This window comes from Lyngbya confervoides BDU141951 (assembly GCF_000817775.3).
Lineage (GTDB): Bacteria > Cyanobacteriota > Cyanobacteriia > Thermosynechococcales > Thermosynechococcaceae > Lyngbya > Lyngbya confervoides.
Window position 1 is genome coordinate 32640 of record NZ_JTHE03000088.1, and the last position, 24577, is coordinate 57216.

Annotated in this window: 24 protein-coding genes; 15 read left to right on the forward strand and 9 right to left on the reverse strand. The window is 54.6% G+C overall.

Annotation, left to right across the window (positions count from 1 at the left end; genetic code table 11):
* Positions 1-2: 2 nt before the first annotated feature.
* Both QQ91_RS14870 and QQ91_RS14875 read left to right on the forward strand, forming a co-directional pair.
* A complete protein-coding gene (locus QQ91_RS14870) occupies positions 3-920 on the forward strand; it encodes a putative selenate ABC transporter substrate-binding protein (protein WP_250833368.1) in 918 nt (305 codons plus the stop codon).
* Positions 920-1687: a phosphonate ABC transporter ATP-binding protein gene (locus QQ91_RS14875; RefSeq protein WP_166275718.1), complete on the forward strand. Its 768-nt coding sequence runs from the start codon at positions 920-922 to the stop codon at positions 1685-1687. The genes QQ91_RS14870 and QQ91_RS14875 overlap by 1 nt, the downstream gene beginning before the upstream one ends.
* A 43-nt stretch (positions 1688-1730) precedes the next feature.
* Here the strand turns inward: QQ91_RS14875 and QQ91_RS14880 are convergent, their stop codons facing one another.
* The 5 genes from QQ91_RS14880 to QQ91_RS14900 all read right to left on the reverse strand — a co-directional run bounded on the left by QQ91_RS14880 (position 1731) and on the right by QQ91_RS14900 (position 6118).
* The gene (locus QQ91_RS14880; protein WP_250833369.1) at positions 1731-2261 is read right to left on the reverse strand and encodes a hypothetical protein; all 531 of its coding nucleotides are present in this window, start codon (positions 2259-2261) and stop codon (positions 1731-1733) included.
* A gap of 432 nt (positions 2262-2693) precedes the next feature.
* Positions 2694-3023 carry a YbjQ family protein gene (locus QQ91_RS14885; RefSeq protein WP_166275722.1) on the reverse strand — a complete coding sequence of 110 codons (330 nt, stop codon included), beginning with the start codon at positions 3021-3023 and terminating at the stop codon, positions 2694-2696.
* Entirely contained in the window at positions 3020-4675 is a 1656-nt protein-coding gene (locus QQ91_RS14890; protein WP_166275724.1) for a cation:proton antiporter, read from the reverse strand. Before QQ91_RS14890 ends, QQ91_RS14885 begins: the two co-directional genes overlap by 4 nt.
* A gap of 63 nt (positions 4676-4738) precedes the next feature.
* Positions 4739-5827 (reverse strand): zinc-dependent dehydrogenase, encoded by a 1089-nt coding sequence (locus QQ91_RS14895; protein ID WP_166275726.1) that lies wholly within the window; start codon positions 5825-5827, stop codon positions 4739-4741.
* Positions 5828-5956: 129 nt separating this feature from the next.
* Entirely contained in the window at positions 5957-6118 is a 162-nt protein-coding gene (locus tag QQ91_RS14900; protein ID WP_166275728.1) for a DUF8624 family small hydrophobic protein, read from the reverse strand.
* Between the two features lie 193 nt (positions 6119-6311).
* On the opposite strand from QQ91_RS14900, the gene bcp reads away from it, so the two are divergent.
* The 5 genes from bcp (at position 6312) to QQ91_RS14925 (ending at position 9367) form a co-directional block, all read left to right on the forward strand.
* Positions 6312-6794 carry a thioredoxin-dependent thiol peroxidase gene (gene bcp, locus QQ91_RS14905; RefSeq protein ID WP_166275730.1) on the forward strand — a complete coding sequence of 161 codons (483 nt, stop codon included), beginning with the start codon at positions 6312-6314 and terminating at the stop codon, positions 6792-6794.
* Positions 6795-6802: 8 nt separating this feature from the next.
* Positions 6803-7282: an NUDIX domain-containing protein gene (locus QQ91_RS14910; RefSeq protein WP_166275732.1), complete on the forward strand. Its 480-nt coding sequence runs from the start codon at positions 6803-6805 to the stop codon at positions 7280-7282.
* A gap of 104 nt (positions 7283-7386) precedes the next feature.
* On the forward strand, positions 7387-7548 hold the full coding sequence (locus QQ91_RS14915; RefSeq protein ID WP_166275734.1) for a CAB/ELIP/HLIP family chlorophyll-binding protein: 162 nt from the start codon (positions 7387-7389) through the stop codon (positions 7546-7548).
* 78 nt (positions 7549-7626) lie between these two features.
* On the forward strand, positions 7627-8115 hold the full coding sequence (locus tag QQ91_RS14920) for an ApaG domain-containing protein (RefSeq protein WP_166275736.1): 489 nt from the start codon (positions 7627-7629) through the stop codon (positions 8113-8115).
* Positions 8116-8176: 61 nt separating this feature from the next.
* Complete coding sequence (locus QQ91_RS14925) at positions 8177-9367, forward strand: anhydro-N-acetylmuramic acid kinase (RefSeq protein WP_201277126.1); 1191 nt, start codon at positions 8177-8179, stop codon at positions 9365-9367.
* A gap of 247 nt (positions 9368-9614) precedes the next feature.
* On the opposite strand, the gene QQ91_RS14930 is transcribed toward QQ91_RS14925, so the two are convergent.
* Positions 9615-10214 (reverse strand): DUF1802 family protein, encoded by a 600-nt coding sequence (locus tag QQ91_RS14930; protein WP_166275740.1) that lies wholly within the window; start codon positions 10212-10214, stop codon positions 9615-9617.
* A 383-nt stretch (positions 10215-10597) separates the two neighbouring features.
* Between QQ91_RS14930 and QQ91_RS14935 the strand changes: the two genes are divergently transcribed.
* The 4 genes from QQ91_RS14935 to QQ91_RS14950 all read left to right on the forward strand — a co-directional run bounded on the left by QQ91_RS14935 (position 10598) and on the right by QQ91_RS14950 (position 13739).
* The gene (locus tag QQ91_RS14935) at positions 10598-11584 is read left to right on the forward strand and encodes an RNA polymerase sigma factor, RpoD/SigA family (RefSeq protein ID WP_166275742.1); all 987 of its coding nucleotides are present in this window, start codon (positions 10598-10600) and stop codon (positions 11582-11584) included.
* Between the two features lie 164 nt (positions 11585-11748).
* Positions 11749-12117 carry a phage holin family protein gene (locus QQ91_RS14940; RefSeq protein ID WP_166275744.1) on the forward strand — a complete coding sequence of 123 codons (369 nt, stop codon included), beginning with the start codon at positions 11749-11751 and terminating at the stop codon, positions 12115-12117.
* A 53-nt stretch (positions 12118-12170) separates the two neighbouring features.
* A complete protein-coding gene (locus tag QQ91_RS14945; protein ID WP_166275746.1) occupies positions 12171-13283 on the forward strand; it encodes an S-(hydroxymethyl)glutathione dehydrogenase/class III alcohol dehydrogenase in 1113 nt (370 codons plus the stop codon).
* Positions 13284-13427: 144 nt separating this feature from the next.
* Positions 13428-13739 carry a DUF6679 family protein gene (locus tag QQ91_RS14950; protein WP_166275748.1) on the forward strand — a complete coding sequence of 104 codons (312 nt, stop codon included), beginning with the start codon at positions 13428-13430 and terminating at the stop codon, positions 13737-13739.
* 29 nt (positions 13740-13768) lie between these two features.
* Here the strand turns inward: QQ91_RS14950 and QQ91_RS14955 are convergent, their stop codons facing one another.
* Together QQ91_RS14955 and QQ91_RS14960 are read right to left on the reverse strand one after the other, a co-directional pair.
* Positions 13769-15526, reverse strand: a complete 1758-nt coding sequence (locus QQ91_RS14955) for an MBL fold metallo-hydrolase (protein WP_166275750.1) — start codon at positions 15524-15526, stop codon at positions 13769-13771.
* A 363-nt stretch (positions 15527-15889) separates the two neighbouring features.
* Positions 15890-17050 (reverse strand): HhoA/HhoB/HtrA family serine endopeptidase, encoded by a 1161-nt coding sequence (locus QQ91_RS14960; RefSeq protein WP_166275752.1) that lies wholly within the window; start codon positions 17048-17050, stop codon positions 15890-15892.
* A 246-nt stretch (positions 17051-17296) separates the two neighbouring features.
* Between QQ91_RS14960 and QQ91_RS14965 the strand changes: the two genes are divergently transcribed.
* The gene (locus tag QQ91_RS14965; RefSeq protein WP_166275754.1) at positions 17297-18721 is read left to right on the forward strand and encodes a RecQ family ATP-dependent DNA helicase; all 1425 of its coding nucleotides are present in this window, start codon (positions 17297-17299) and stop codon (positions 18719-18721) included.
* 183 nt (positions 18722-18904) lie between these two features.
* Entirely contained in the window at positions 18905-20029 is a 1125-nt protein-coding gene (gene aroB, locus QQ91_RS14970) for a 3-dehydroquinate synthase (protein ID WP_166275756.1), read from the forward strand.
* 74 nt (positions 20030-20103) lie between these two features.
* Here the strand turns inward: aroB and QQ91_RS14975 are convergent, their stop codons facing one another.
* Positions 20104-21306: a SpoIID/LytB domain-containing protein gene (locus QQ91_RS14975; RefSeq protein WP_166275758.1), complete on the reverse strand. Its 1203-nt coding sequence runs from the start codon at positions 21304-21306 to the stop codon at positions 20104-20106.
* A 365-nt stretch (positions 21307-21671) separates the two neighbouring features.
* Here QQ91_RS14975 and QQ91_RS14980 point away from each other — a divergent pair, with 365 nt between their 5' ends.
* Both QQ91_RS14980 and serA read left to right on the forward strand, forming a co-directional pair.
* Positions 21672-22604, forward strand: coding sequence for a ribonuclease Z (locus tag QQ91_RS14980; RefSeq protein WP_166275760.1), 933 nt, complete (start codon positions 21672-21674; stop codon positions 22602-22604).
* Positions 22605-22932: 328 nt separating this feature from the next.
* Positions 22933-24513, forward strand: a complete 1581-nt coding sequence (gene serA, locus QQ91_RS14985; protein ID WP_166275762.1) for a phosphoglycerate dehydrogenase — start codon at positions 22933-22935, stop codon at positions 24511-24513.
* Positions 24514-24577: the final 64 nt, after the last annotated feature.

Consider the following 24577-nt stretch of genomic DNA (forward strand, 5'->3'; position numbering starts at 1 on the left):
CTGTGCTGAAACAACTGATTCTGGGCTTCTCTATTGTGACCTTAACCCTGGCGGGAGGATGTGCCTCTCCTGGGCCGGATGCCGCCAACCCCCCGGCCGGGGCTGAGCGACCCTTGGTGACCGGAGCCATCCCCGATCAAGATCCTGAACAACTCCAGCGCCTCTACGGCAAGTTAACCCAGTATCTGTCAAAGGAACTGGGGGTTCCTGTAACGTACAAACCGGTCACCGACTACACGGCTGCGGTCACAGCGTTTCGAACCGGAAATTTAGACTTAGTCTGGTTTGGAGGCCTGACGGGCGTTCAAGCGCAGCTCCAAGTACCCAACAGTCGGGCCATCGCCCAGCGAGACATTGACGCCCAGTTTACCAGCGTTTTTATTGCCCATCGCAGCGCAAATGTGCAGCCCTTTACCGAAGCGAGTCAGCTTCAACAGCTGAAGGGACGGCGGCTCACCTTCGGCAGTGAATCCTCCACCTCAGGACGACTCATGCCCCAGTATTTTCTGCAGCAAAACGGGGTCAACCTGACAGACTTTAAAGGAGAGGTGGGGTTTTCAAGCTCCCATGATGCCACCCTGAAGCTTGTGGAATCCGGCACCTACGAAGTGGGCGCCCTGAACGCTCAAGTCTGGCGCGATCGCCTTGCAGAAGGCAAGGTGGACCAAACGGCTGTGCAGGTCATTTGGGAAACCCCACCCTACTTTGATTACCATTGGGTCCTTCATCCGGACGTGGCCCAGGAGTATGGATCAGATTTTGCGGATCGCGTCCAGGTGGCGCTCTTGAGTCTAGATCCTCAGGTTCCAGAACAAAAAGAGATTCTGGACCTGTTCGGAGCCGAGCGCTTCATCCCCACAAAAAACGAAAATTACGCACAAATTGAAGCCATTGGCCGAGAGGTGGGCAAAATTCAATAATGCCTGAGGACTCTTCCTGTCCGGTCTACCAGCTGCTGGACGTCTGCCTGCACCTGAATAATCGGCCCATCCTACAGGGGCTGAACTTTCAGGTTCAGCAAGGGGAGCGCGTCGCCGTGCTTGGCCCCAGCGGTGCCGGGAAAAGCTCGCTCCTTCGGCTTTTAAATGGGTCCCTAAAACCCAGTGCTGGCGAGATGACCCTGCTAGGCCAGCCAGTGTCCTCCCTGGCACCTCGAAACATCCGTCTGCTGCAACGTCAGGTGGGTACCATCTACCAGCAATTTCATCTGGTTAGCGCGCTGAAGGTGATTCACAACGTGAATGCGGGTCACCTTGCTCGCTGGCCACTCTGGAAATCGCTGCTCTCGCTCCTCTGGCCGCAATCGCTGGCCCAGGCGCAATCAGTCCTCGAAACCGTGGGAATTCCAGAGCACCTCTTCTCCCCCACCGCACAACTCTCGGGAGGACAGCAACAGCGTGTGGCCATTGCCCGATTGCTGATCCAAAATCCCAGCATTATTCTGGCTGACGAACCCGTTTCCAGCCTAGATCCACGCCTGAGTCAGGACATCCTGACCCTACTCACAGACCTGACAGTGACACACAGCCGCACGCTGATCATCAGTCTCCACGATGTTGCCCTAGCTCAGCAGTTTTGCAATCGCGTTCTGGGTCTTCGTCAGGGACAGATCTTTTTTGACTGCGCCATTGCTCAGTTAACCCCGGAAAAGCTCTCAGCGCTCTACGCCACGGCAAGAGACACCTAGGGCGATTGTCCCGAGGATAATCGATCGGCACCTTACCGCTTCGCTAGGGGGCCGCCTCCACCATGGAGGCTGGCGCTGGGTCTTCACAGCTCACCGATTGACAAATATAAGGGAGTCTTGCCCCCTGGAGTCCGCGACAAATGCGATCATGGCTTTCCTCCAGCAGAATAAACAGTGGGTATTTCTTGTCAGATCCCTCACTGAGCATATGTTCATAGCCCAAGGGCATATCCCACAGGTACTCGCTCCCCAGGGCAACCTGGGTCATTCGCCAACGCCTGAGCAAATTGGAAAATTCCTCCCCAGGTCGGTGAATGAAAATGAAAATTTCTTCGCTATTTTTAATTTGCCAATCCGGGTCACACATGAGTAGGGCAATATCGCACGAGAGCTGCAGCCGCTCGTAGGGGTTGTCCAGCAGACCCGAGACTTCGCGCATCCGCGGCTGTCTAACTCGCACGGTCGGCAAGGGAATCGGCACAATACTATCGGTAGGACGGCGAATACTGGGAATTTTCTCGAAGTAGGGACGATAGTCGCGCAGGAGTGCTAAGGCATCCGGAGCGTTACTCAATCGGCACAATAGTTCTTCATACTGGCAAGTTTGGACGGACATTGGCGTCGGAGAGCAATAAAAATAATTATGGCTAGACAGCGGGCCAACCGGAGGAAGATTAGTTCAAGTTCCCTTTAAACTACCCTGGGGACCCGACCTCGCTGGACTAAGTTTTGTGTACCCAAATTTCAGGGTGGACCGACAGCTCGGCCAGATCATGTCCGCACAGGCGTCTGCGCTGGGGCGCATCATGGAGGACGTTCAATCAGAATGCTTGCAGAGACGCTCTAGCGGGGGTTGGGAGCCATGCCAATCTAGCTACGCGTCGATGAGTCAAGAATCTCACCTCCATACCGCGAAGCGATTGGCGGGAGAGCATCAACTAAACACAGCGGCTAGGCTGGGATTTGGGCAACGCTGAGGGGCTCAGCGTCAAGGCTAGAGCAGGGCCTAGGCTCGCACCCGTACCGCTGTACCCGTGGCGGTAATCAGTAAAAGCACGCCGGTTTCATCTAGGTTGATGGTTCCTGTGTCCACCTTGATCCCAATCACGCCCGTAGCCCCCAGCTTCTGGGCTCGTTGGGCCAGCTCTGACAGGACGTCCTGTTGACCTCGCTCAAAAACCCTTTCGTAGCTCTTGGTGCGACCGCCAATAATATCTCGAATCCCTGCAAAAAAATCGCGGATAGCGTTGCTGCCGTATACCACTTCGGCGGTGACGATGCCAAGATATTCCTCGATTTCATGGTTTTGCAGGCTGTGGGTGGTGGTTAAAATCATCGGGGGTCTCCGGACTGAGTGAGCATGCGAGCCGCTTCCTTCGCGGCATCTCGGAAGGGAAGTAACACTTGGTCTGCCCCGGCCTGGAGCAGCAGCTCTGCTTCCCAGGCGTGGTGGCTGGTCAGAGCAACTTTACCCGAAAACTGATGATGTTTCAGGGTGTGGAGGAGGGTCAGCCCCACGTCAAATTTCGGCACCGTACTAATTACCCAGCGCGTATTTTGTAAAGGGAGTAACGCTGCGAGTTCTGGATCATCGGCATCCCCATAGAGAGTCCGCAGTCCTTCCTGATTCCAGGCCGTCACAATTTCAGGATCAAAATCCACCCCCAACACCATGAACCCAGCCTGGCAAAGGTCCCTGACCACGCTCCCACCGTAGCGACCTAGCCCAAACACAATAAAATCAACGGGTGTCCAGTCCTCTGTGGCCTCACTGTGGGTCAATTTTGAGGTATGGGAAAGATTGCGCTCAAACATATCGAGCCCGCGGGAGATACGGGGGTAAAGCCTGTGGGCATTTAGGATCAAATAGCTAGATAGCCCCATGGTGATCAGCCCCACCAGGGTAATGAGTCCCAAGGTAGACTGATCAATGTGGCCAAGGCGCATCCCTAAGGCCGCCAAGATCAGAGAAAATTCGCTAATTTGACAAAGCGAAAGGCTGGTCAGGGCGCTGGTATATTTTCGGTACCCCATCAGCCCCATCAGTCCCATCACCATCACGGGTTTCCCCAATAGAACAAAGGCCGACAAGATTAAAGCTGGGAGGATCTGTTGGCCGAGGTAATCCAGATTGATATTGCTCCCCAGATCGATGAAGAAAAATAGCAGCAGGAAATCTCGAAGACTCACAAGTCGGGAGGCAATGGGCACTCGATAGGGTGTCGCGGCAATGGCGACTCCTGCCAGAAACGCCCCCACTTCTTTGCTAAAGCCCAAGCCATCGGCCGTGGCCGCCAGGGCAATGGCCCAGGTGATACCCGTCAGCACCAAAATTTCCGGCGATCGCGCCAGACTGTGCAGCAGTCTGGGCAACAGAAACCGGGTAACCAACGCAATAGAGCCGAGAAATCCAATGCCCTTCAAGGTCACCCAGGCCAAGAGCTGAGGCAGCGTGCCGCTGCTCTGTTGTCCCCCCCAGGCGCTCAAGCCAATCATTACCAAAACCACCGCAATGTCTTGCACAATCAAGACTCCCACTGCAATTCGTCCGTGGAGGGCATCAATTTCTCGCTGATCTGAGAGGAGCTTGATGATAATGATGGTGCTAGAAAAGGTGAGGGCGGTGGCAACGTAAAAGGCCGAAAGGGCATTGAGGCCCATGGCAAAGGCAATGGCGTAGCCAAACAGTGCAGTAATCAAGATCTGTCCCAGGCCCAGAACCACCGCGACCGGGCCAACCGCTTTAATTTCATTGGGATCTAGCTTGAGGCCAACCACAAACAGCAGCAGCGTAATGCCCAACTTGGCAAATAGACTCACCTCGTCACTGGAGGCCACCAGGGCTAACCCAGAAGGTCCCACAATGACGCCCACAACAATAAAGGCAATAATGATGGGCTGCCTGAGCCAGATAGCCAGCGCGCCAGCGGTGATTGCCAGGGAAAGAATTGCCGCTATTTCATAGAACAGGTTGCTGAACTGAAGCATCGAGGCAGAAGCGTCACGCAGGAGGAAGATGGTTCAGGGAGAGAGCGACAGACCCAATAGGTTCTATCCGGTGACAACCTCCTGGGCCTTTGGGGCCAACTCCCTGTCGGGATAGATTAAAATTTTGTAGGTGTCCGGGCCAGGGGCAATCGCCCGCTCCACCGCGGCGCTGAGATCCTTGAGCGGGTAGCGATCGCTCACCAGGGCCTCCACATCAATGCGCTGATTAAAAATAATATCGGCGGCAAGCTGCTGGATCCGAAAAGAGGAGCTGTAGCTACCCATTAAATCAATTTCACGCCGATACAAAACATTGGGGTTGAGGGGAATTTCCACCTCATCTGGAAACTCAGCGAAGAACAAAATTTTTCCACCCTTTCTTGTGCAGTCCAGGGCCTGGAAAAAGGCTTTGTCGCTGGGCACCGCCAGCAAACTCACATCCACGCCAAGTCCCCGCGTCTTCGCCTGCACCTTTTGAACCAAGTCCGGATCGCGGGCATCAAAGGCCTCCAGAGCACCCACAGCCTTCGCCTTCTCAATTCGGCTAGGGAGCAGGTCCGTGGCGATCGCCTGAGCGCCCACATAGTTAGCCAGCATGATAAACATCAGTCCAATGGGACCGGCCCCCGTCACCAACACCGTCTGACCTGGGCCAATGGCCGCTTTTTGGACCGCCTTTAAGCAGCAATTCGTAGGCTCGACAAAGCTAGCTTGCTCATAGGTAATCGCCTCTGGAATCTCCAACAGCCCCCCCTGACGCACAATGTGACCAGGCACCTTGACATACTCCGCAAATCCGCCACCGCTTGGGGTAAAACCCGCCGTGGTGGTCACGCGCTTGTACACATCGCACATGGAAAAATTGTCGTGCAGACAGTAATCGCAGTGCATACAGGGGATATGATGCAAAACCACCACCCGCTGCCCCACTTGCCAATCCCGCACCTGACTGCCGACAGCAGCAATTTCCCCCGCAGTTTCATGACCAAAAATACGAGGGGGATCATAGAGGGGATAGAGAATTTTCTTGATATCAGACTGGCACAGCCCCACCACCCTCACCCGCACGAGAACCTCATCTTGCTCCAGAGTTGGCATGGGAACTTCTTCGTAGGAGAGCTGCTTCACGCCTCTAAACACTTGGGCTTTCATAGTCGCTGGGGAAGGGGAAGGAAGGTCTACGAAGGCTAGCCTACTACGATTCGGGCAAGGCCTGACCCTAAAGCCAGAGGAAATTACCCGTCTCTTCCCAGATCGCTCTCACCCAAGCGCTCTGAGTGCTTAAACTCCCGGTCGAAGCACCCATTCAGCCCCAAGGAATCCAACCGGAGCAGGGGCAGCCATATCTGCAGGGAGAAAAATGCGGGCACTGACCACCACCAGCGCAAACAAAAACATCAAAACAATGATCAGCGGCAGGATATATTGCCGAAAAATGGACATAGGATTGGCGCCTCATGGGTTAATCGGGCTTCGTACCTGTTATACCCCGCACCCTTGCCCCCTGCCTAGAGCAGTTCGGGAAATAAGCCGCGCTGAAAGTTGCCCCTAAGCCACCCCCGCTACCGGATGCTAACGGACACCACATTCAGATACACTAGCGCCAGATTTTTACCTGATTTTTCAACCGAGCACGATGGCATTACAAGTCGGCGACACGGCACCAGATTTTGTTTTAGAAGAGGGTGGCGGCCAGGAATACCAACTGAGTCAATTTCAAGGTCGATGGGTGATTCTGTATTTCTATCCCAAGGACAACACCCCCGGATGCACCAAGGAAGCCTGTGGATTTCGAGATCACTACGCGGCGCTGCAGGCGGAAAATGCCGAAGTGATTGGGGTAAGCATGAACAATGCCCAGTCCCATCAAAAGTTTGCCACAAAGTACGACCTTCCCTTTCCCCTCCTGTGCGATTTAGATGCCAGCGTTGCTAAGCAATACGAAAGCTATGGCCCCAAAAAGTTTATGGGCAAGGAATATGAAGGCATCTACCGACGCACCTTCATCATTAATCCGGCCGGGAAGCTGGCCAAAATTTATCCCAAGGTTAGGCCAGAACCTCATCCGCACGAGGTTTATGAAGATCTGCAGCGGTTAAAGTCCACCGAGCCATCCTAAACGCCTCCATGGAAAATTCTCGGCTATCCCTGGTGTTGGGACGAGCTTGGCAGTATACCCAGACCATCCTGGGACTCATATTTCGACATCCCATCGTGGGGGTGGCCATCATTCCGATACTCCCGGATGGCCAAATTGTCCTGATCCACCGTCGAGACAACCAGCGCTGGGCCTTACCGGGAGGCTTTGTCGACTGGGGCGAGGACCTCCCCACGGCAGCAGGGCGAGAACTCCGCGAAGAAACCGGGCTGCAGGTGCAGCGGTTTGGGCGCTTGGTGGGCGTCTACTCCTCACCAAAACGCGACCCTAGGATTCACTCCATCTGCGTTACCGTCGAAGCATTTGTAGCGGGAGTTTATGAAATCATTGATGTGGGGGAAGTGCAGGAGGTCCGCGCCTTTTCCATGGAAAATCTGCCCTGGACCCAGCTGGCCCACGATCATCAGCAACAGCTTCAGGACTATTTCGCAGGGCAGACTGTCTGGTAAGGGGCCGCCTCTTTCCGGGAGCAGAAGCAGTTCGTTAGAATAAGCCGTGCAGCAGCATACCCCGTGCAGCGTTATTTACTACTCTTTACAAGGATTCTGAAGTCATGACAGACCCCAAACAGCAACCCAACCTAGCGCCCCCTAAATACGGGTTTCACGACTACGTCGAGCGCCTCAACGGGAGAGCGGCCATGGTGGGGATCGTAGCCACGCTGCTAATTGAGGTGGTTACCGGCAAGGGGCTCTTAGACTGGCTGGGATTTTAGGATCTCCTGCAAAACACCCGGTGCAGACCGTGTCCAGCCTATGGATGGAGAGGCAATCGAGAGGAAGCAAATTTAGGAATGGCAAGGTTTACCATACCCATCGTTCTGGCCTGCTGGATCGCCAGCGTGGCGCTGCCCCTTGGGATTAAGCGCCCGGCCAGGGCCGTTCTGCCCCAAAGCTGGAGCCTGGCTAAGCGTCAGAAAGTTCAAAAATCTGACACCGTGAAGGTGACCGCTGCTGAGGTCGTGACCGAACAAATTGGCACCCGTGACTATGCCCAGCTGCGGCTCACGGTAGAAAATACGGGACCTGACCCGGTGCAATCCCTGCGAATTTATTACGAAATTTACGATGAGTCAGGGACGCAAATTCGAGAGGCGGGGAGTGTCGCTGTTCAGCCCTGGCTGGTGCCCCCGGATCAACCCATTCCAGTCGAGACCGATCTTAATCAGTCGGGATGGGTCAAAATCACCCTATTGCAATGGCAAACTCTGGACTTATCCCCGGCCAAACATTTGCAAATGCAGGTCTTTCAACCTCGGATTGGGACTGAGGATGCCCCCTAGACTGGATGCCCCCTAGACTGGATGCCCCCTAGACTGGATGCCCCCTAGACTAAACTACGCGATGCCAACGCCTGACCCTGGCCTGCCGTTTCTCCAACCCGATAAAACTCGGGTTGTGGGGCTGATGAGCGGAACATCGGTCGATGGCATTGATGCCGTCCTTGTAGATCTCTCGGGAAGCGATCAAGATCTCACCGTCGATCTCATCGCAAGTCAGACCTTCGCCTATGCCCCGTCCCTGCGTCGCCAAATTCTTGCCCTGTGCCAAGGGGAGAGGATTTCCCTGGCAAACCTGGCGCAACTGGATGACAACATTGCCCGGGCTTTTGCTGAAGCCGCCCTCGCCGTCCAATCCGGTAAGGATCCAGCAATTTTGATTGGGTCCCATGGTCAAACTGTTTTCCATCGTCCAGCCGCCGCCAACACCCTGGGCTATAGCCTACAGCTCGGGCGCGGGGATCTCATTGCCCAGATCACCCAAACGCCCACGGTCTGTAATTTTCGCCTGGCGGACATTGCGGCCCAAGGCCACGGGGCTCCCCTCGTGCCCCGGGTGGATGTTTGTTTACTGAGCGATCGCCACCAGAGTCGCTGCGTGCAAAATCTTGGCGGCATGGGGAACACCACTTACCTACCGGCACTTGATCGGGTTCAAAGCCTGGGAGAGGGGGTTCTCGGTTGGGACACCGGGCCGGGAAATATTCTGCTGGATTTGGCTGTCACCCGGTTGACCCAGGGACAGCTTAGCTACGATGCCAATGGACAATGGGCCGCCCAAGGCAAAATTTGTCACCCCCTGGTCCATCAATGGCTCCAGGATCCATACTTTGAGATTTCGCCGCCCAAGTCCACCGGTCGGGAATATTTTGGCCCAGCCTTTTTAGACCAGTGTTTTCAAGCGGCTGCGCCCTACAATCTGACCCCCGCCGACCTGCTTGCGACCCTTACCGACTTTACCGCTCAATCGGTGGCTCAGGAATACCGGCGATTTCTTCCCCACCCTCCCGGAGCGGTCCTCCTGTGTGGGGGCGGTAGTCAGAATACCTATCTGCGACAACGGCTGGCGATCGCTCTGAATCCAACTCCAGTGGGCATTACCACCGATTATGGCCTCGATGCGAAGGCCAAGGAGTCTATCGCCTTCGCCATCCTCGCCTATTGGCACCAGCTTGGCTTACCGGGAAATCTGCCGCGGGTCACGGGCGCCCAGCGAGATTGCGTTTTGGGCCTGGCCTACGGTGTCCATCGGTGAGTCCTGATTAGCCCCTCGCAATAGGTGATTGCCGATCTGCGCTAGAATCCCATCGCCTAACCCTGGCCAAGGGAGACAGTCGGCAATAATGACAGTCAACAAAAAAAAGGAAAGGAGGGCAGTCCATTGCACTTTAGGCGGCTGTCGCATGGAAGAAGATCCTTGGGCTACGGTGACTTGCATCTAGGCTTAATCTCCCAAAGTGAGAATCGTTTCGATGTGAGGAAACACACCTGCCCCAATGATCTCAATCACATTTCTCCAAGGGAGGGTCAGACCCAGATAGCACCTGATCCACCCCTGACTGCATCAGGCGCTGGATCCTAAGACATTGCCTACGGTAGTTCGCCTCAGAGACTAAAGGCACGGTTGCCTCCACGGTAATCGGAGGCTCAAGGTTGAGCCAGGAACGACACCCCCCAGACTGCGGCAGGTCGGGAAGCGGTAGCGCAGGACGCAGCTGATAAAATCGACACAGAACCACATAGAGCGGACGTTCAGGCTTCCAGGCCAGCCGCTGCTCCAGAAAGGCATCAGTCCACACATGAAAGGGACTGAGGGTTGGAATTAAGCCGGGATCTCGAAGGATGAACCAATCTGTGACCTCGGCCCAGAGCTTTAGCCTCACGCTCTGGCTGCTTGAAGCGAGTCTGGCCCATTCTGGCTTCAGGCAGGCACTGGACTGATGGGAAAAGGTGGGAAACAGCAGCGTAGCCCCCAACTGAACTTGAAATCCTGGCCGGGGTTCGTGAATCCCGCCCTTTCGAAATAGCAAGATCGTCTTTGAGACCTCAATGGCGTCAATGGCCGTAGACCATTCCTTAAGGGCAATATGCAGACAAGTCAACGGAATTTCCTCAGAATGATCACGTAAATAGAGATTTGCGGGGGAAGAACCCTGGGTTTTGGGTCAGTTGATATCCCCTTGGACTTGCAAATTTAATTCTTTTGGGGAATTCTCAGGGAAATCTTGAAACTTCCTAAGAAAAATCGGGGTCAGAAGGATTGGAACGATAGGATAAAACCCATAATCAATCGTCATGGTAGTACGGAGATCTCAACCTTCTGGCCTACAGACAGAGAAGGCCCCTTGACCTATGATGATTGAGTAGATCAAACTCATAATGACTTCGCATTAATTGACTCTCCAAATCCTACCTAAAATTTTAAAATCCCCATTCACCTTTCACCTTCACATTGATGACTCACCCCGGGAGGCACCCGAATCCCATGACCAAGCCTAAAACCAAACAAAAAGGAACGCCAGCCCCCAACACCACCGATATGGTTCGGACCTACCTCCATGAAATCGGTCGAGTCCCGCTACTCACCCATGAGCAGGAAATTATCTTAGGTAAGCAGGTCCAGAAAATGATGGAGGCACTGGAGGTTCGAGAGTCGCTGATCACAGAGTCCACAGAGGAACAGCCCACGGACGAGCAATGGGCTGAGGCCCTAGGTCTTTCCGAACCTGAGCTGCGTCAGGTGCTGTCTCGCGGGCAGCGGGCGAAGCAAAAAATGATTGAAGCAAACCTGCGCCTGGTGGTTTCCGTCGCCAAGAAATATCAAAAACGCAACCTGGAGCTGCTGGATTTAATTCAAGAAGGAACCCTCGGCCTGGAACGTGGCGTCGAAAAATTTGATCCAACCCGGGGCTACAAGTTTTCGACCTATGCCTACTGGTGGATCCGTCAGGCGATTACGCGGGCGATTGCCCAGCAAGCGCGGACCATTCGGCTCCCGATTCACATCACTGAAAAGCTCAATAAAATCAAAAAAGCTCAGCGAGAGCTGTCCCAACAGCTTGGACGCAGCCCGACTCCCAGTGAAATTGCTCGTGAGCTTGAGCTTGAACCCGCTCAAATTCGTGAGTACCTGACCATGGCACGACAGCCCATTTCCCTGGACCTGCGGGTTGGGGACAACCAGGATACGGAGCTGCGCGATTTACTGGAGGATGAGGGGCAATCCCCGGAGCAGTTTACCGCTCGTGAATCCCTGCGGGCCGATGTGCATGAGTTACTCGCAGGTCTGACCGACCAGCAGCGTCAGATCCTAACCCTGCGCTTTGGATTGGACAACGGCAAGGAGCTGTCCCTAGCCAAGGTTGGGCAGCAGCTGAGCCTGAGCCGGGAGCGGGTTCGCCAGCTAGAACGTCAGGCCCTGGATTATTTACGCCGCCGAAAGCTAGACGTACGCGAGTATCTCGCCAGTTAAGGTCGTTGCGGCTTTAACTCCTGGCTGCTTTACAACAATCATTGATTTGCCGCGAGTCGAGAAGGTTTCCTCGCGGCAATTTTTTTGCACAGTTCCAGCACACCGGCCTTCTCCTGAGTCGGGGGCTATGAAATAATACTGGTATTTGATTTCGAAGATATGGTGTGAAGCGTTTCCTGGTCACCTGGTTCATTGGCGCGATTGCTCTACTGATTACAGCAGCGGTCATTGAGGGATTTGACGTAACTGGTACAGGGGCCGCGATCGCAGCTCCTGTCCTTGGCATTGCGAACGCCACCGTTCGCCCAGTCCTGTCGTTTTTAACCTTTCCGATTCGCTTGATCACCTTGGGACTGTTTTCCTTTGTTATTAATGCCTTCACCCTCTGGGGGGTTAGCATTCTAGTCACCCCGGGCTTTAGTATCGATGGTCCCATTCCCGCCCTGGTCGGATCCGTCTGTCTGTCTCTCATTACAAGCCTGTTCAATATCCTGTTTAATCCCAAACGGCCCTCAAAAAGTCGGACTCGATAGCCCCGTATCGCCATCGCAAACCCATCGTTTTTGATTTGGATTGACCTTACCCCATGGATGTGAAAGCCGCAGTTGCCTTTGAGCCTGGAAAACCGCTGAGCATTGAAACGGTCCAGCTTGAGGGACCCAAAGCAGGAGAAGTTCTGGTTGAAATTAAAGCCACCGGTGTTTGTCATACCGATGCCTACACCCTCTCAGGAGACGATCCTGAGGGATTGTTCCCCAGCATCCTTGGCCATGAGGGAGCAGGGGTCGTCGTTGAGCTAGGACCTGAGGTCAGGACTTTATCCGTTGGCGATCATGTAATTCCCCTGTACATTCCTGAATGCCGTAGCTGCGAATACTGCTTGAGCGGTAAAACCAATCTTTGTCAGGCCATCCGCGGCACCCAGGGCCGAGGGCTCATGCCCGATGGAACCAGCCGATTCTCCTATGGCAATGAGATGCTGCATCACTATATGGGCACCTCCACCTTTGCAAACTACGTGGTTGTACCCGAAATTGCCCTGGCAAAAATCCGAAAAGATGCCCCCTTTGAAAAGGTGTGCTTGATTGGCTGTGGGGTTACCACCGGCATTGGGGCCGTTATCAACACGGCTAAAGTGGAGCCCGGCGCCAATGTGGTCGTGTTTGGACTGGGGGGAATTGGCCTGAATGTGATTCAAGCTGCGCGCCTGGTGGGAGCCAATCGCATTGTGGGCGTAGATTTAAATCCAGAGAAGCGCCCCCTAGCGGAGCAGTTAGGCATGACAGACTTTGTCAATCCCCAGGAAGTTGCAGGAGACTTAGTCCCCTACTTAGTAGAGCTGACCCAAGGCGGTGCCGATTATAGTTTTGAATGCATTGGCAACGTTGAGGTCATGCGTCAGGCCCTCGAATGCTGCCACAAGGGTTGGGGGGAGAGCATCATTATTGGCGTGGCAGGTGCCGGTCAAGAGATTCGCACTCGCCCCTTTCAGCTGGTGACCGGACGGGTCTGGAAGGGGTCGGCCTTTGGCGGAGCCAAGGGGCGCACGGACGTTCCAAAGCTTGTGGATTGGTACATGAATGGAAAAATTGAGATCGACCCCCTGGTGACCCATAGCTTTCCCCTCAACGAGATTAATCAGGCCTTTGACCTGATGCATCGGGGCGAATCCATTCGCAGCGTGGTGACCTTTGAATAGGGACCGCTTTCGGGTAAACTGTCAAAACTCAAACCGTCTAGGGATTTGAATTACGTTAGATTAGAGTAGCCAGTGATTGCACAGCGGGGCAAAATAAACTGCATCAGTCGCAGTTGTTTTTACACTTCATGGGAGAATCCGTCAATGTTACATCGCAAGATTTATCAGCTCTACAGCGATGGTCAGGAAGTGTGCCTATTTTTAAGGGACCAGCAGCGATGGATAGAGCGTGCCAAAATTACGGACATTGAGGGCGATTTGGTCACCGTTCGCTATGAATCTGATGAAGAAGATGAGCTCTGTGCCTGGGAAGAAATGATTCGCTTAGAGAGCATTGGCTCCATCCAGCGGAAGCTGGCCGCTGTGCCGCGGGGGAATATTGAGCCACTCGTCTCAGAGGATTGTCCAGAGGTAGAGCGCTTTCCCAACCCTTCACCGGACACAAATGCAGAATAGGCCCCCTGAATGAATTCCTGGATCCAGTGCTATCGTGCCGAGGAATTTCCAGGCGAGGGTTGATATTGCGGGCAAAGGCCCGTGGGGTCAACCGCCAAACCGCTTAATGGCGAGGCTGGGCTAGCACAATGCTGATTTTGATAGAACTGACAGTTAGAACAGCAGTCCCCAGGCTGCTTCACCCGTTGTCGTCGCAACTCCAACAGATTCTGTTGGGAGACGGGCTGAAGTAACAGATCTTCTCCCTGCCAAGTAGCCCTCATCAGGCCCGTTTCAGTAAACCTGTCCCAGTGTGGGTCTCCGCGCAGGGTCTGGGGAAGCTTGAGAAAAATCTCTCCGGATTGATCCTGGATTTCCACAGGAATGGGGAGCACTTGATCGGGCTGACGCTCTGACGATTGGAGATCGAGCTGAATTTTATCTTGCCCAAGCAGAAGTTCAAAGGGCTTATCCGGATAGGGAAGATGTAGATGATAGCGATTGATCAACCCATCTAAGTTGGTTAAGTCCTCTAATTTAGCGGGAGAACCATGAATAAACACCACATGTTGGGGTTTGAGATTGTGAATCAGCTGCAGCGTTCCCGACAGGTCGGAATGTTGGGTTAAGACAAAGGGGGTCATCCTCAGCCGGTCAGAGGCCAACCAATGTCGCAGCTGTTGCGCTACCCCCCTAGGGCCGAGTCGGGCATCTAGCATGACCTCCGGGGTAGCCTGGTCCTCCCCTGACAAGAGCGAGTCCTCCTGCCAGGGTTGATCGAGGATCAGCAAATTCCAAAGCCCCTCAGCACGCTCAAGCATGGGTGCTAAATTCACCTTCGCTGGGGTCAGCACAATGGCGGGGGCGTGAAGCAGATGTTCCAGGCAAGCCTCGCTGAAGCGTCGCAATCTGGGACACCGTTGTTCGTCGAAAAATAGGGGCTGGGTGGTGGCTAAGTTACTAACAGGCTTGGGCAGCAGGTGCAAAATTTTTAAATAGTGATCGCACTCTTGGGCCACAGCTTCATGGATCCAGATGTCAATATCTTTACCCACGAATTGGGGATGGGTTCGCAAGAGCATAATCAACTCCGGCATCATCCCCATCTGCACCCTTGGAATGAGCAGGGATTGCCCATCCTCTAGGGCGGTATTGATATGCTGGAGCAACTGAGCCTCTTGACGCCGCCGATTCGGGTAGGAATCGGTTCCCAGGCATCCGGACACAATTAAAATATCGGGGGTGAAGGTGCGATAGATCTGCAGCGGTAGCGCATCGGTCATTCGCGTATTGGCCAGGCAGCTATCGCCAGTGTAAAGCAGCGAAGCCGTGGCATTTGCGGCACTTTCCCCGGCCAGGGCAGACCGGTAGGTCAGAAAGGCTGCCGCAGCGCCGGGAAAATGTCCTGCAGGCAGAAACGCCAGGGACAACTCGGGCGTAACCTCAAGGGTTAATTTCCAGGGAACAATGCAAAACGCCGCTTGCAGTTGGGTCAGGTTTTGTTCCGGCCAGTGAAGCGTCAGCAAGTGCGCGGTGGCCTCCGTCAGGTAAATGGGAATCTTGGGATAGACCTGATTTAACTGATACAAACTTTGCACATGATCCCAGTGGGCATGGGAGCAGATAATAAAGTCTAGGGGCAGGCCAGTCGAGTGAGCATCGCGAATTTTTTGGAGGGCTAACAATAGGGAAAAGGCATCTTTTAAACCGCAATCGAGCAGGAAGCGAGAGGCTCCCACTTCCATGAGCAAACAAACGCCTTCGGACCTATGTCCAACTCCGTAGGGCGTGCACTTAAACTCAATCACGGTGACTTAGCGACTCAAACCCCGACTGGGCGGAATGCACTTCAATTATGGCATTTCCAGAAGCGCTCCCATCGGCATAAAAAAGCTGTTGAGCGCTAACAACAAGCGACAACAGCTATATCCTACATCGGGTGTATGTACCAGATTCTACCTTCTCGTGGCTTCTTAAGACTCTGCGATGAAAACTCTCAAGAGACCTGAGGAAAAAGTAGGGGTCTGGCTTAGGAAATGGGGCTATTTCATTTCCTAGATCTATCTTCAGCCCTGAAGAACCTCAATGTCTCTTCTGATCTTGCTCAAAGAATATAATCTTGCCAAATAAAATTATTTTCAGGAAGCATCCCTTGTTTTCTAGGACTAAACCTATCCCTGGGTGGGAAGGGCAGCCGTTCTCACGGTGATTGATCCGGTTTGATTGGCCCGTCGGACTTCTAGGCGGAGGGTGCTACCGATGGGCGTTTGATCAACCTGTTGCTGAACCTGATTGGCCTTGGTAATGGTTTGATCATTGATCTTTTTGATCACGTCTCCCGGCTGCATACCTGCGCGGGCAGCGGGAGAGTTGGGCAGCACTTCAAACACCAAAACGCCGGTCTCATCTTGGACGCGAAGGCGGGAGCTGCGGTCTTGATTGAGTCTTTGCTTCAGCTCGGGACTGAGGGTGGCCATTCGAATTCCCAAGTAGGGATGCTCCACTCGGCCCGTTTGAATAATCTGGGTCGCGATGCGGCGGGCCGTGTTGATGGGAATGGCAAACCCTAACCCCTGAGCCCCCCCAATGATGGCCGTATTCATGCCAATCACCTGACCATATTGATTGAGCAGGGGACCGCCGGAATTCCCAGGATTGATGGCGGCATCGGTTTGAATGAAGCCAACGCGCTTATCTGTGACGCCAATATCGCCGCTGGTTCGTCCCGTGGCGCTAATAATTCCCGCCGTCACGGTGTTGTCCAGGCCCAGGGGGTTTCCAATGGCGATCGCCCATTCGCCGGGTCTGAGGGCCTCGGAGTCCCCAAACTGCACCGTGGGCAGATTAGAGGCATCAACCTTAATCACGGCCACATCGGTCAAGGGATCTTGGCCCATGACTCGGCCTTCCAGGTTCCGCCCATCTTTGAGAACCACGGTCACCTGGTTGGCCTTATCCACCACATGGGCGTTGGTTAAGATCATGCCGTCTCGACTCAGGATAAATCCTGAACCGGTCCCCTGCTCAACTCGCGGGCGTGAGTCTGGAATATTTAAACCAAAAAACTGGCGGAAAAACGGGTCTCGAAAAATCGAGGGCACCTGGGTCTGTACCGTCCGCGCTGCGTTAATGCGCACCACCGCAGGTCCCACTTGTTCCACGGCTTGGGCGATAAAGTTTGTATCCGCGGGACGAATCTGGGCATAGGAAGGCTCGGTGCTCCAGGGCTTGAGCGCTAAGGATTCCACTATGCCCCAGCTGCCGAGGAGGCCGGCTAAGATGAGAACCGTGCGCAGGGCGGACCGATGAACTGATGATGTTGTATGAACCATAACGCGGGTGATGTAGATTCAGTAGTGTTGGATCAGGAATGGTGTTTATCCAGGGATGAGATCAACCCCTAAAACGGATAGGGGGCGGTGGGGGCAACGGTTTGGAAAACCTCGGCACAAAATCTTGATGAGGGGGAAGATCTGACCCACAAAGGTAAAAACATTCAGGGCACTTTCCTATTGTCCTCAAAAAGTCAGCGATAAGTATTCCTAAAGACCGTACTCCTGCGCTGAAAGTTTCCACTCATGACGCACCGTCCGACGTCGGATAGAGCCATCGCAGTGCTGCGGCAATACTGGGGATATGATAGCTTCCGCCCTCCCCAAGAGGCTATTGTGACTGACCTATCCCAAGGACGCGATATGCTCGTGATCTTGCCAACGGGTGCAGGGAAGTCTATTTGTTTCCAGGTGCCAGCGCTCCTGCATGCCGGCCTGACCCTTGTGGTATCGCCCTTGGTGTCGCTCATGGAGAATCAGGTCGCCGAGCTGCGTGAGCGACAAATTCCGGCGGCGCTGCTGCACAGCCAGATTTCAAAGCAAGATCGGCAAGACTGTATCCGTCGGATCGAAGCGCGGCAGCTAAAGCTACTATATCTGGCCCCAGAAACCTTGCTGAGCCAATCCTTCTGGCCGCGACTACCCACTTGGGCAAACCAGATTAGCCTGCTCATCATTGATGAAGCCCATTGTCTTTTGCAATGGGGAACAACCTTTCGTCCCATTTATCGCCGGTTGGGAAGCATCAGACCCGCCTTGCCCAAGGCCTCCTTTGGAATCGGAGCATTTACCGCAACTGCAGATCCAGGAACCGCACAAGAAATTCAGCGGGTATTGGGACTGCGATCGCCCCGAATTGTGCGAGAGAGCCCCTATCGACCGAATTTAGCCTTAAAAATCTCAATTGCCTGGTCAGATCGCAGCCGCAGGCAGCGGCTCTTGAATTTCATTCGCGCACAGGGAGAAACCTCGGGCCTGGTTTATATCCGCAGTCGCCGTGAAGGCGAGGAGTTGACTCAATGGCTAACCGGGCAAGGCTGTCCCTGCCTGGCTTACCACGCCGGTCTCAGTGCCCAGACTCGTCGCCGGATTGAGCAGCAGTGGCTCACAGGGCAGACCCAATTTGTGATCTGCACCTCGGCCTTTGGAATGGGAATCAATAAGCCCGATGTGCGCTGGGTTTGCCACTTTCATCCTCCCCTGAGCTTGAGCGAATATTTGCAGGAGATTGGCCGCGCCGGGCGCGACGCCCAGCCCGCCCAGGCCTGGATGTTGGTGAGTGAGCCCACGGGGTGGCTTGACCCCTATGACCGCCAGCAGCGTCAATATTTCCATCAGGAACGTCAGGATCACTACCGCCACGCGCTTCGTTTAGCAAAGCGTCTGCCTCAGTCAGGACATATCCCGGCCCTGACCGAGATCTATCCCCAAGCGGAAATGGCCCTTTCCTTGCTCCACAGTCTGGGCCAGGTGATCTGGACTGGCCCCCTAGACTATCGGATCAGGCCCACGGGAAAAGGGCCTGCGGGATTCTCCAAGGATGAGGGCGAGGTCCAAAGTATGCGCCGCTTCATCCAAACCCGTCAGTGCCGCTGGCAGTTTATCCTCCAGACCTTTGGGTTTGAGGCAAGACTTCCCTGTGGCCACTGCGATCGCTGTGGATTGGGCTAGGGGTAGAGGGAGCCAAGGGGGGGGGGCGGCGGCGCAATGGACCGATGACTCCAAATGAGACGTGTGGGAAGGGAAAACAACCAGTATCGTAGTGAAGGAGGGGAGTGCTTTCTATCACTCTTTCTGATGACTCTTGATTCTGATCACTCTTTCTGTACGTCCTTTACTTTCGACAAATTGACGATGCCAGCGACTGAAATTCCGGTTCCTCTTCCGCAACAGCCCTACAAAATTTTGATTCAGGAGCAGGGCATCGCTGAAATAGGACAACACCTGCGCAATTCCCACCTGCTGCGCAAGACCCTGGGGCAAAAAATTCTAGTGGTGTCGAATCCCCAGATTTGGAAGCATTACGGCGATCGCCTCCAGGGGTCCTTAGAGGCGGCTGGCTACGAGGTCCTCTCCTGTATTCTGCCCGCCGGGGAGCGCTATAAAACCCTGAAGACAATTCAAAAAATCTATGACTGTGCTCTGGCCCATCGGCTGGAGCGATCCTCAACGCTTCTTGCCTTGGGAGGGGGTGTCATCGGCGATATGACCGGTTTTGCCGCGGCCACATGGCTGCGAGGGATTTCAGTGGTCCAGGTTCCCACCTCGCTCCTGGCCATGGTGGACGCCGCCATTGGGGGCAAAACCGGTGTCAACCATCCTCAGGGAAAGAATCTCATTGGCGCTTTTCATCAACCCATGCTGGTTTTAATTGATCCAGAAACCCTGCAAACCCTTCCTGGACGCGAGTTCCGCGCAGCCATGGCGGAGGTGATTAAATATGGAGTCATCTGGGATGAGCAGCTCTTTCAAGCCTTGGAAGCCTCACCGCGTCTGGATCAGCTACGCTACGTGCCGCCTTCGCTGCTCTCAGACCTGCTGAAGCGATCCTGTGCGGCCAAGGCAAAGGTAGTCACCCAGGATGAGAAAGAAGCGGGGCTGCGGGCCATTCTCAACTATGGCCATACCCTTGGACATACCATCGAGAGTATGACTCGCTATCGTCTTTTTAACCACGGCGAGGCGGTGGGATTGGGGATGATTGCGGCGGGGAGAATCGCCGTCGCCCTTCAGATGTGGTCCCAGGACTGCTGCGATCGCCAGCACCGGCTTATCCAAAAATGTGGCCTTCCCACCCAGCTGCCGCAGGATTTTGACAGTCAACGAGTCCTCTCGCTACTGCGCTCTGATAAGAAGGTCAAGGATGGGGCTGTCCGATTTGTGCTTCCCAGGGCCATTGGCCAGGTCACCTTGATCGATCAAGTGCCCGATGAGGTGGTGCTTTCAGTGGTGGAGGCTCTGAAGTCACCCCATGCCTGAGGGTGCCCCGTTGAGGGTGAGTGGCAAGCTCAATGCCATGGGTCCCCAGGAACTGAACCTTAAGGCACTGAACCCTAGGGCTGGGTGACGATCTGCGTGCCTCGATAGTAGTACTGAACGATGTCCTGATAGGTTTTGCCCTGTTGAGCCATGCCGTGCGCTCCCCACTGACTCATGCCAATTCCGTGGCCATAGCCGCGTCCCGAGATTTGGAACTGCGTTGGGAGGACGGTGGTGGCCTGTCCGGCCACTAGGCCAAACTGGGGCTGCACTTCAATGAGGGTGCTTTTCAGTCCCAGGGCTTTGCGCAGTTGGGTCCCACTTAACACCTGGGAGCCAGCATCGCCAACGATTTTAACCTGCTTGAGACGTCCGGTGGGTGAGGATTGGATGGGCACCAAGGCGCGGACGTTACCCACACCGGGAAGGCGCTGACGCATTTGGGCGGCGGTAAAGTTGGCGGTCCATCGGAAGACGGGAGCCTCTTGATCAAAATCTGGCACACCTTTCAAATAAGGAACGGCGCTAGACCAAACATATTCAGAGTTTTCGGTGTGGCCACCAGAGGCGGAATGAAACACCGCCTCTATCACCTTACCCTGGTAGGTCAACACCTGCCCCCGCGTTTGGGCGGTGGCCTCAAGGGTGCTGGGGGCCTCGCTTTCTATCCCGGCGTAAACCTGGGAGGTGGTGGTGCTCAGCAGATCAAACAGCGAACTCTTGGGCTTTTGCATCTTGAAGATGGCGTAGGAGCGAGAGGCAACGGCCTGAGCCTTCAACGCTTCCAAGGGCCAGGACACGTACATTTCCTTGCCAATCACGCTGGCAAGATAGTCCTCCAGGTCCACCTGATTCACCGCGACAAATCCATCTGAGGTGCGGATCAGCCGTGCCTGACCGCGATACCAGCGATCGCCGATAAACACTAATCCCGACTCATCCTCGGGCACAATCACCAGCTGCCAGGCTCGTTTTCCCGCCAGGTTGACAGCACCGGTCACCGCCTCTGCCTGAAGAGCCTCCAGGCCCTTAATTGTTCCAAGAACCTGTCCAGTGCCATCCAACACCTTGGCCGGGGTGGAACTGCCCACCGTTAAGGACTGAGCGTTTTGCTGAATCGCCACCCTAACCTCTCGGGCTAAACTGGGAGAGCCCCCCAGAAACAGCAGGGCCATGCTTCCCAACAGCAGCTTTGGAAACGAGCCCCGTGCCGGATGCAAGGCTCGCAGGGCACCAGTCGAGGCACTAAACCAACGAAAAGCAGTTTGAGAGGTCATAGGACAGAACAGCTAGGCTTTGAGGATGTGAATAGGAGCAAATCTAGGATTCACCCCCAGGAAAAAATCGAAGCAAGTTTATCGAGGCAAGTTTATCGAAGTAAATTTGATGAGAGTTTACAGCATTTCTCTGCTGCCTCGGGATAAATCTTTAGGGGAGGGCGATCGCGGTAAGGCGAGCTGACGAAAGATCACTGGGTCGCTCACCTTGACGCCAGGGAAGCAGAAAAGTTGCCCCCCGCAACCGGGGCCTCGCTCAGGGAAGCTCGATTCAGGAAAGATTGATTCAGGGGGGATCGATGTCGGAGCATTCCCCTGGGTGGATATAGTAACGAAAGGGACGCAAGATTGAGGAGAAGGTAGGTTTGCAAATTACATTTTTGGGCACCAGTTCTGGCGTTCCCACGCGATCGCGAAATGTCTCCAGCGTTGCCCTCCGGCTTCCCCAGCGCGCGGAAGTTTGGCTCTTTGACTGTGGCGAGGGAACCCAGCATCAGCTCCTGCGCAGCGATTTAAAGATCAGCCAGATCACGCGCATTTTTATCACCCATATGCATGGCGACCATATTTTCGGCTTGATGGGGCTGCTGGCCAGCTGTGGCCTTGCGGGAAACACGCAAGGGATTGACCTCTACGGCCCCCCCGGACTGGAGGCCTACCTGCACCACTGTCGCAAATATTCCCAAACCCACTTTTCTTACCCGATTCAGGTCTATACCGTTGCCCCAGGTCTGGTGCTGCAGGATACGGATTTTACGGTTTCCTGCGATCGCCTTGATCATCGAGTCACCACCTTTGGCTACCGCATTGCCGAAAAGGACCGCACCGGCCACTTTGATGTGCAGCGGGCAAAAAAGTTGGGCATTCCCTCCGGCCCGATCTATGGTCGCCTCAAGCGGGGAGAACTGGTAGAGCTTCCCGATGGCAGAACCATTAATGGCTCAGACCTCTGTGGTCCCAATATCGTCGGTCGGAAATTTGCCTACTGTACCGACACCATTTTTTGCGAGGCTGCAGTCAACCTTGCCCAGAATGTCGATGTGCTGGTTCACGAATCAACCTTCTCTCATCACGATGCAGACCTGGCGTACGAACGCCTCCATTCCACCTCTACCATGGCAGCCCAAGTGGCTCTGATGGCCTCGGCACAGTCCTTATTCTTGACCCACTTTAGTCCGCGCTACGCACCTGGAAACGCAATTCATCTCGAGGATCTCCTGAGCGAAGCCCGGGCAATTTTCCCCAATGCAGAACTGGCCTACGATCACCTCAGCTATGAAATTACCAGGCGAGGATAGGGAGGAATCCCTTGGCCAGGAGCGGGGATACCCCAGCGCAATGGAAGCAAACCAAGAATTTCGACGACTTCAGCCCCTGATCTTTTAGGAATTCCCGTCCGTTTGATAAAATGGTGGACCGTCAAATGGATTGGTGCTGGATTTCTCCAAGGCTCTTCTGAAGGAAAGCCAGCATCTGGGCAAGAGGTTGCAACGGCTGGACACCTGTTCGACCGCACGCCTGAGGGGATCTGCCCCCCCAAACCCAGTTAATCTGTTTGTAGTTCATCCCGACGATTCGGATTGCCCCAATCTTCTTCGCACAACTCATTCGCTACCATCTACTACCATGCCAAAGGTTCTTGTTTCTGATCCCATTGATCAAGCAGGTATTGATTTACTGGGTCAAGTTGCTCAGGTTGATGAGCGCCCGAAGCTATCACCAGAGGAGTTGCTGCGGATTATTCCAGAATACGACGCGCTCATGATTCGCTCTGGGACTCAAGTTACCCAGGAGGTCATTGAGGCCGGGACCAATCTGAAAATTATTGGGCGAGCCGGAGTTGGCGTGGATAACGTCGATGTCCCCACCGCCACCCGAAAGGGGATCGTGGTGGTCAACTCCCCCGAGGGCAATACCATTGCAGCAGCAGAACATGCGATCGCCCTGATGATGTCGCTCTCTCGCCATGTTCCCCAGGCTAACCAGTCTCTGAAGGCCGGGCATTGGGATCGTAAAAAATTCACCGGCGTGGAGGTCTACAAAAAAAATCTAGGCATTGTTGGCCTGGGAAAAATCGGATCCCATGTAGCCAACGTTGCTCAGGCTATGGGCATGAAGATTCTGGCCTACGACCCCTTTCTATCCCAGGAGCGGGCTGACCAGCTCGGCTGTCGCCTGGTGGATTTGGACCTGTTGTTTTCGGAGTCGGATTACATTACCCTGCACCTGCCCAAAACCCCCGAAACCACCAATTTAATCAACGCCGAAACCCTGGCAAGAATGAAGCCAACGGCTCGGATCATCAACTGCGCGCGGGGCGGAATTGTGGATGAATCCGCACTGGCCGAGGCCTTAAAGGCAGGCAAAATTGCCGGTGCAGCCCTTGACGTATTTGCCAACGAGCCGCTCAAGGAATCAGATTTGTTTGAGGTGGAGGAAAACCTCATCCTGACACCGCATCTGGGCGCCTCCACGGAGGAAGCCCAGGTGAATGTGGCCATTGATGTGGCAGAGCAAATTCGAGATGTCTTGTTGGGGTTGCCCGCCCGCTCAGCAGTGAATATTCCTGGCTTGAAGCCTGAGGTGCTAGAGAAACTGAAGCCCTACTTGATGTTGGCGGAAACCCTTGGGAATTTGGTGGGTCAGCTGGCCGGGGGACGGATCGAATCCCTGGATGTTCGCCTGCAAGGGGAGCTGGCCAAGACCGATAGCAAGCCCATTGTCATTGCCGCATTAAAGGGGTTACTGACTCCGGCACTCCGGGAACGCGTTAACTTTGTAAACGCGGCCATTGAGGCTAAGGAGCGCGGAATTCGGATTATTGAAACCAAGGACTCGGATGTTCGCGATTATGCTGGCTCAATTCGCCTGGTGGCGAAGGGGGCCTCTGAATCTCGATCGGTCAATGGAGCACTGCTGGCGGATAAGGAAATGCGCATTACCAGCATTGATGACTTTCCCATCAGCGTGATTCCTACCCAACACATGCTTTTAACCCTGCACCGCGACATGCCGGGGATTATTGGGCAAATTGGCTCTACCCTTGGGAAATTCAACGTCAACATTGCCAGTATGCAGGTGGGACGCAAGTTAGTGCGCGGAGACGCGGTAATGGTGCTCAGCATTGATGACCCCCTTCCCGAGGGTGTCATTGATGAAATTACTCAGGCACCAGGAATCCGCGATGCCTATATGGTTTCTCTGTAGTCCAGCAAAGCAAAGGATTAGGGCGCCTCTAAGCCTTGAGCCTCATTACAAACCGGGTTTTGGG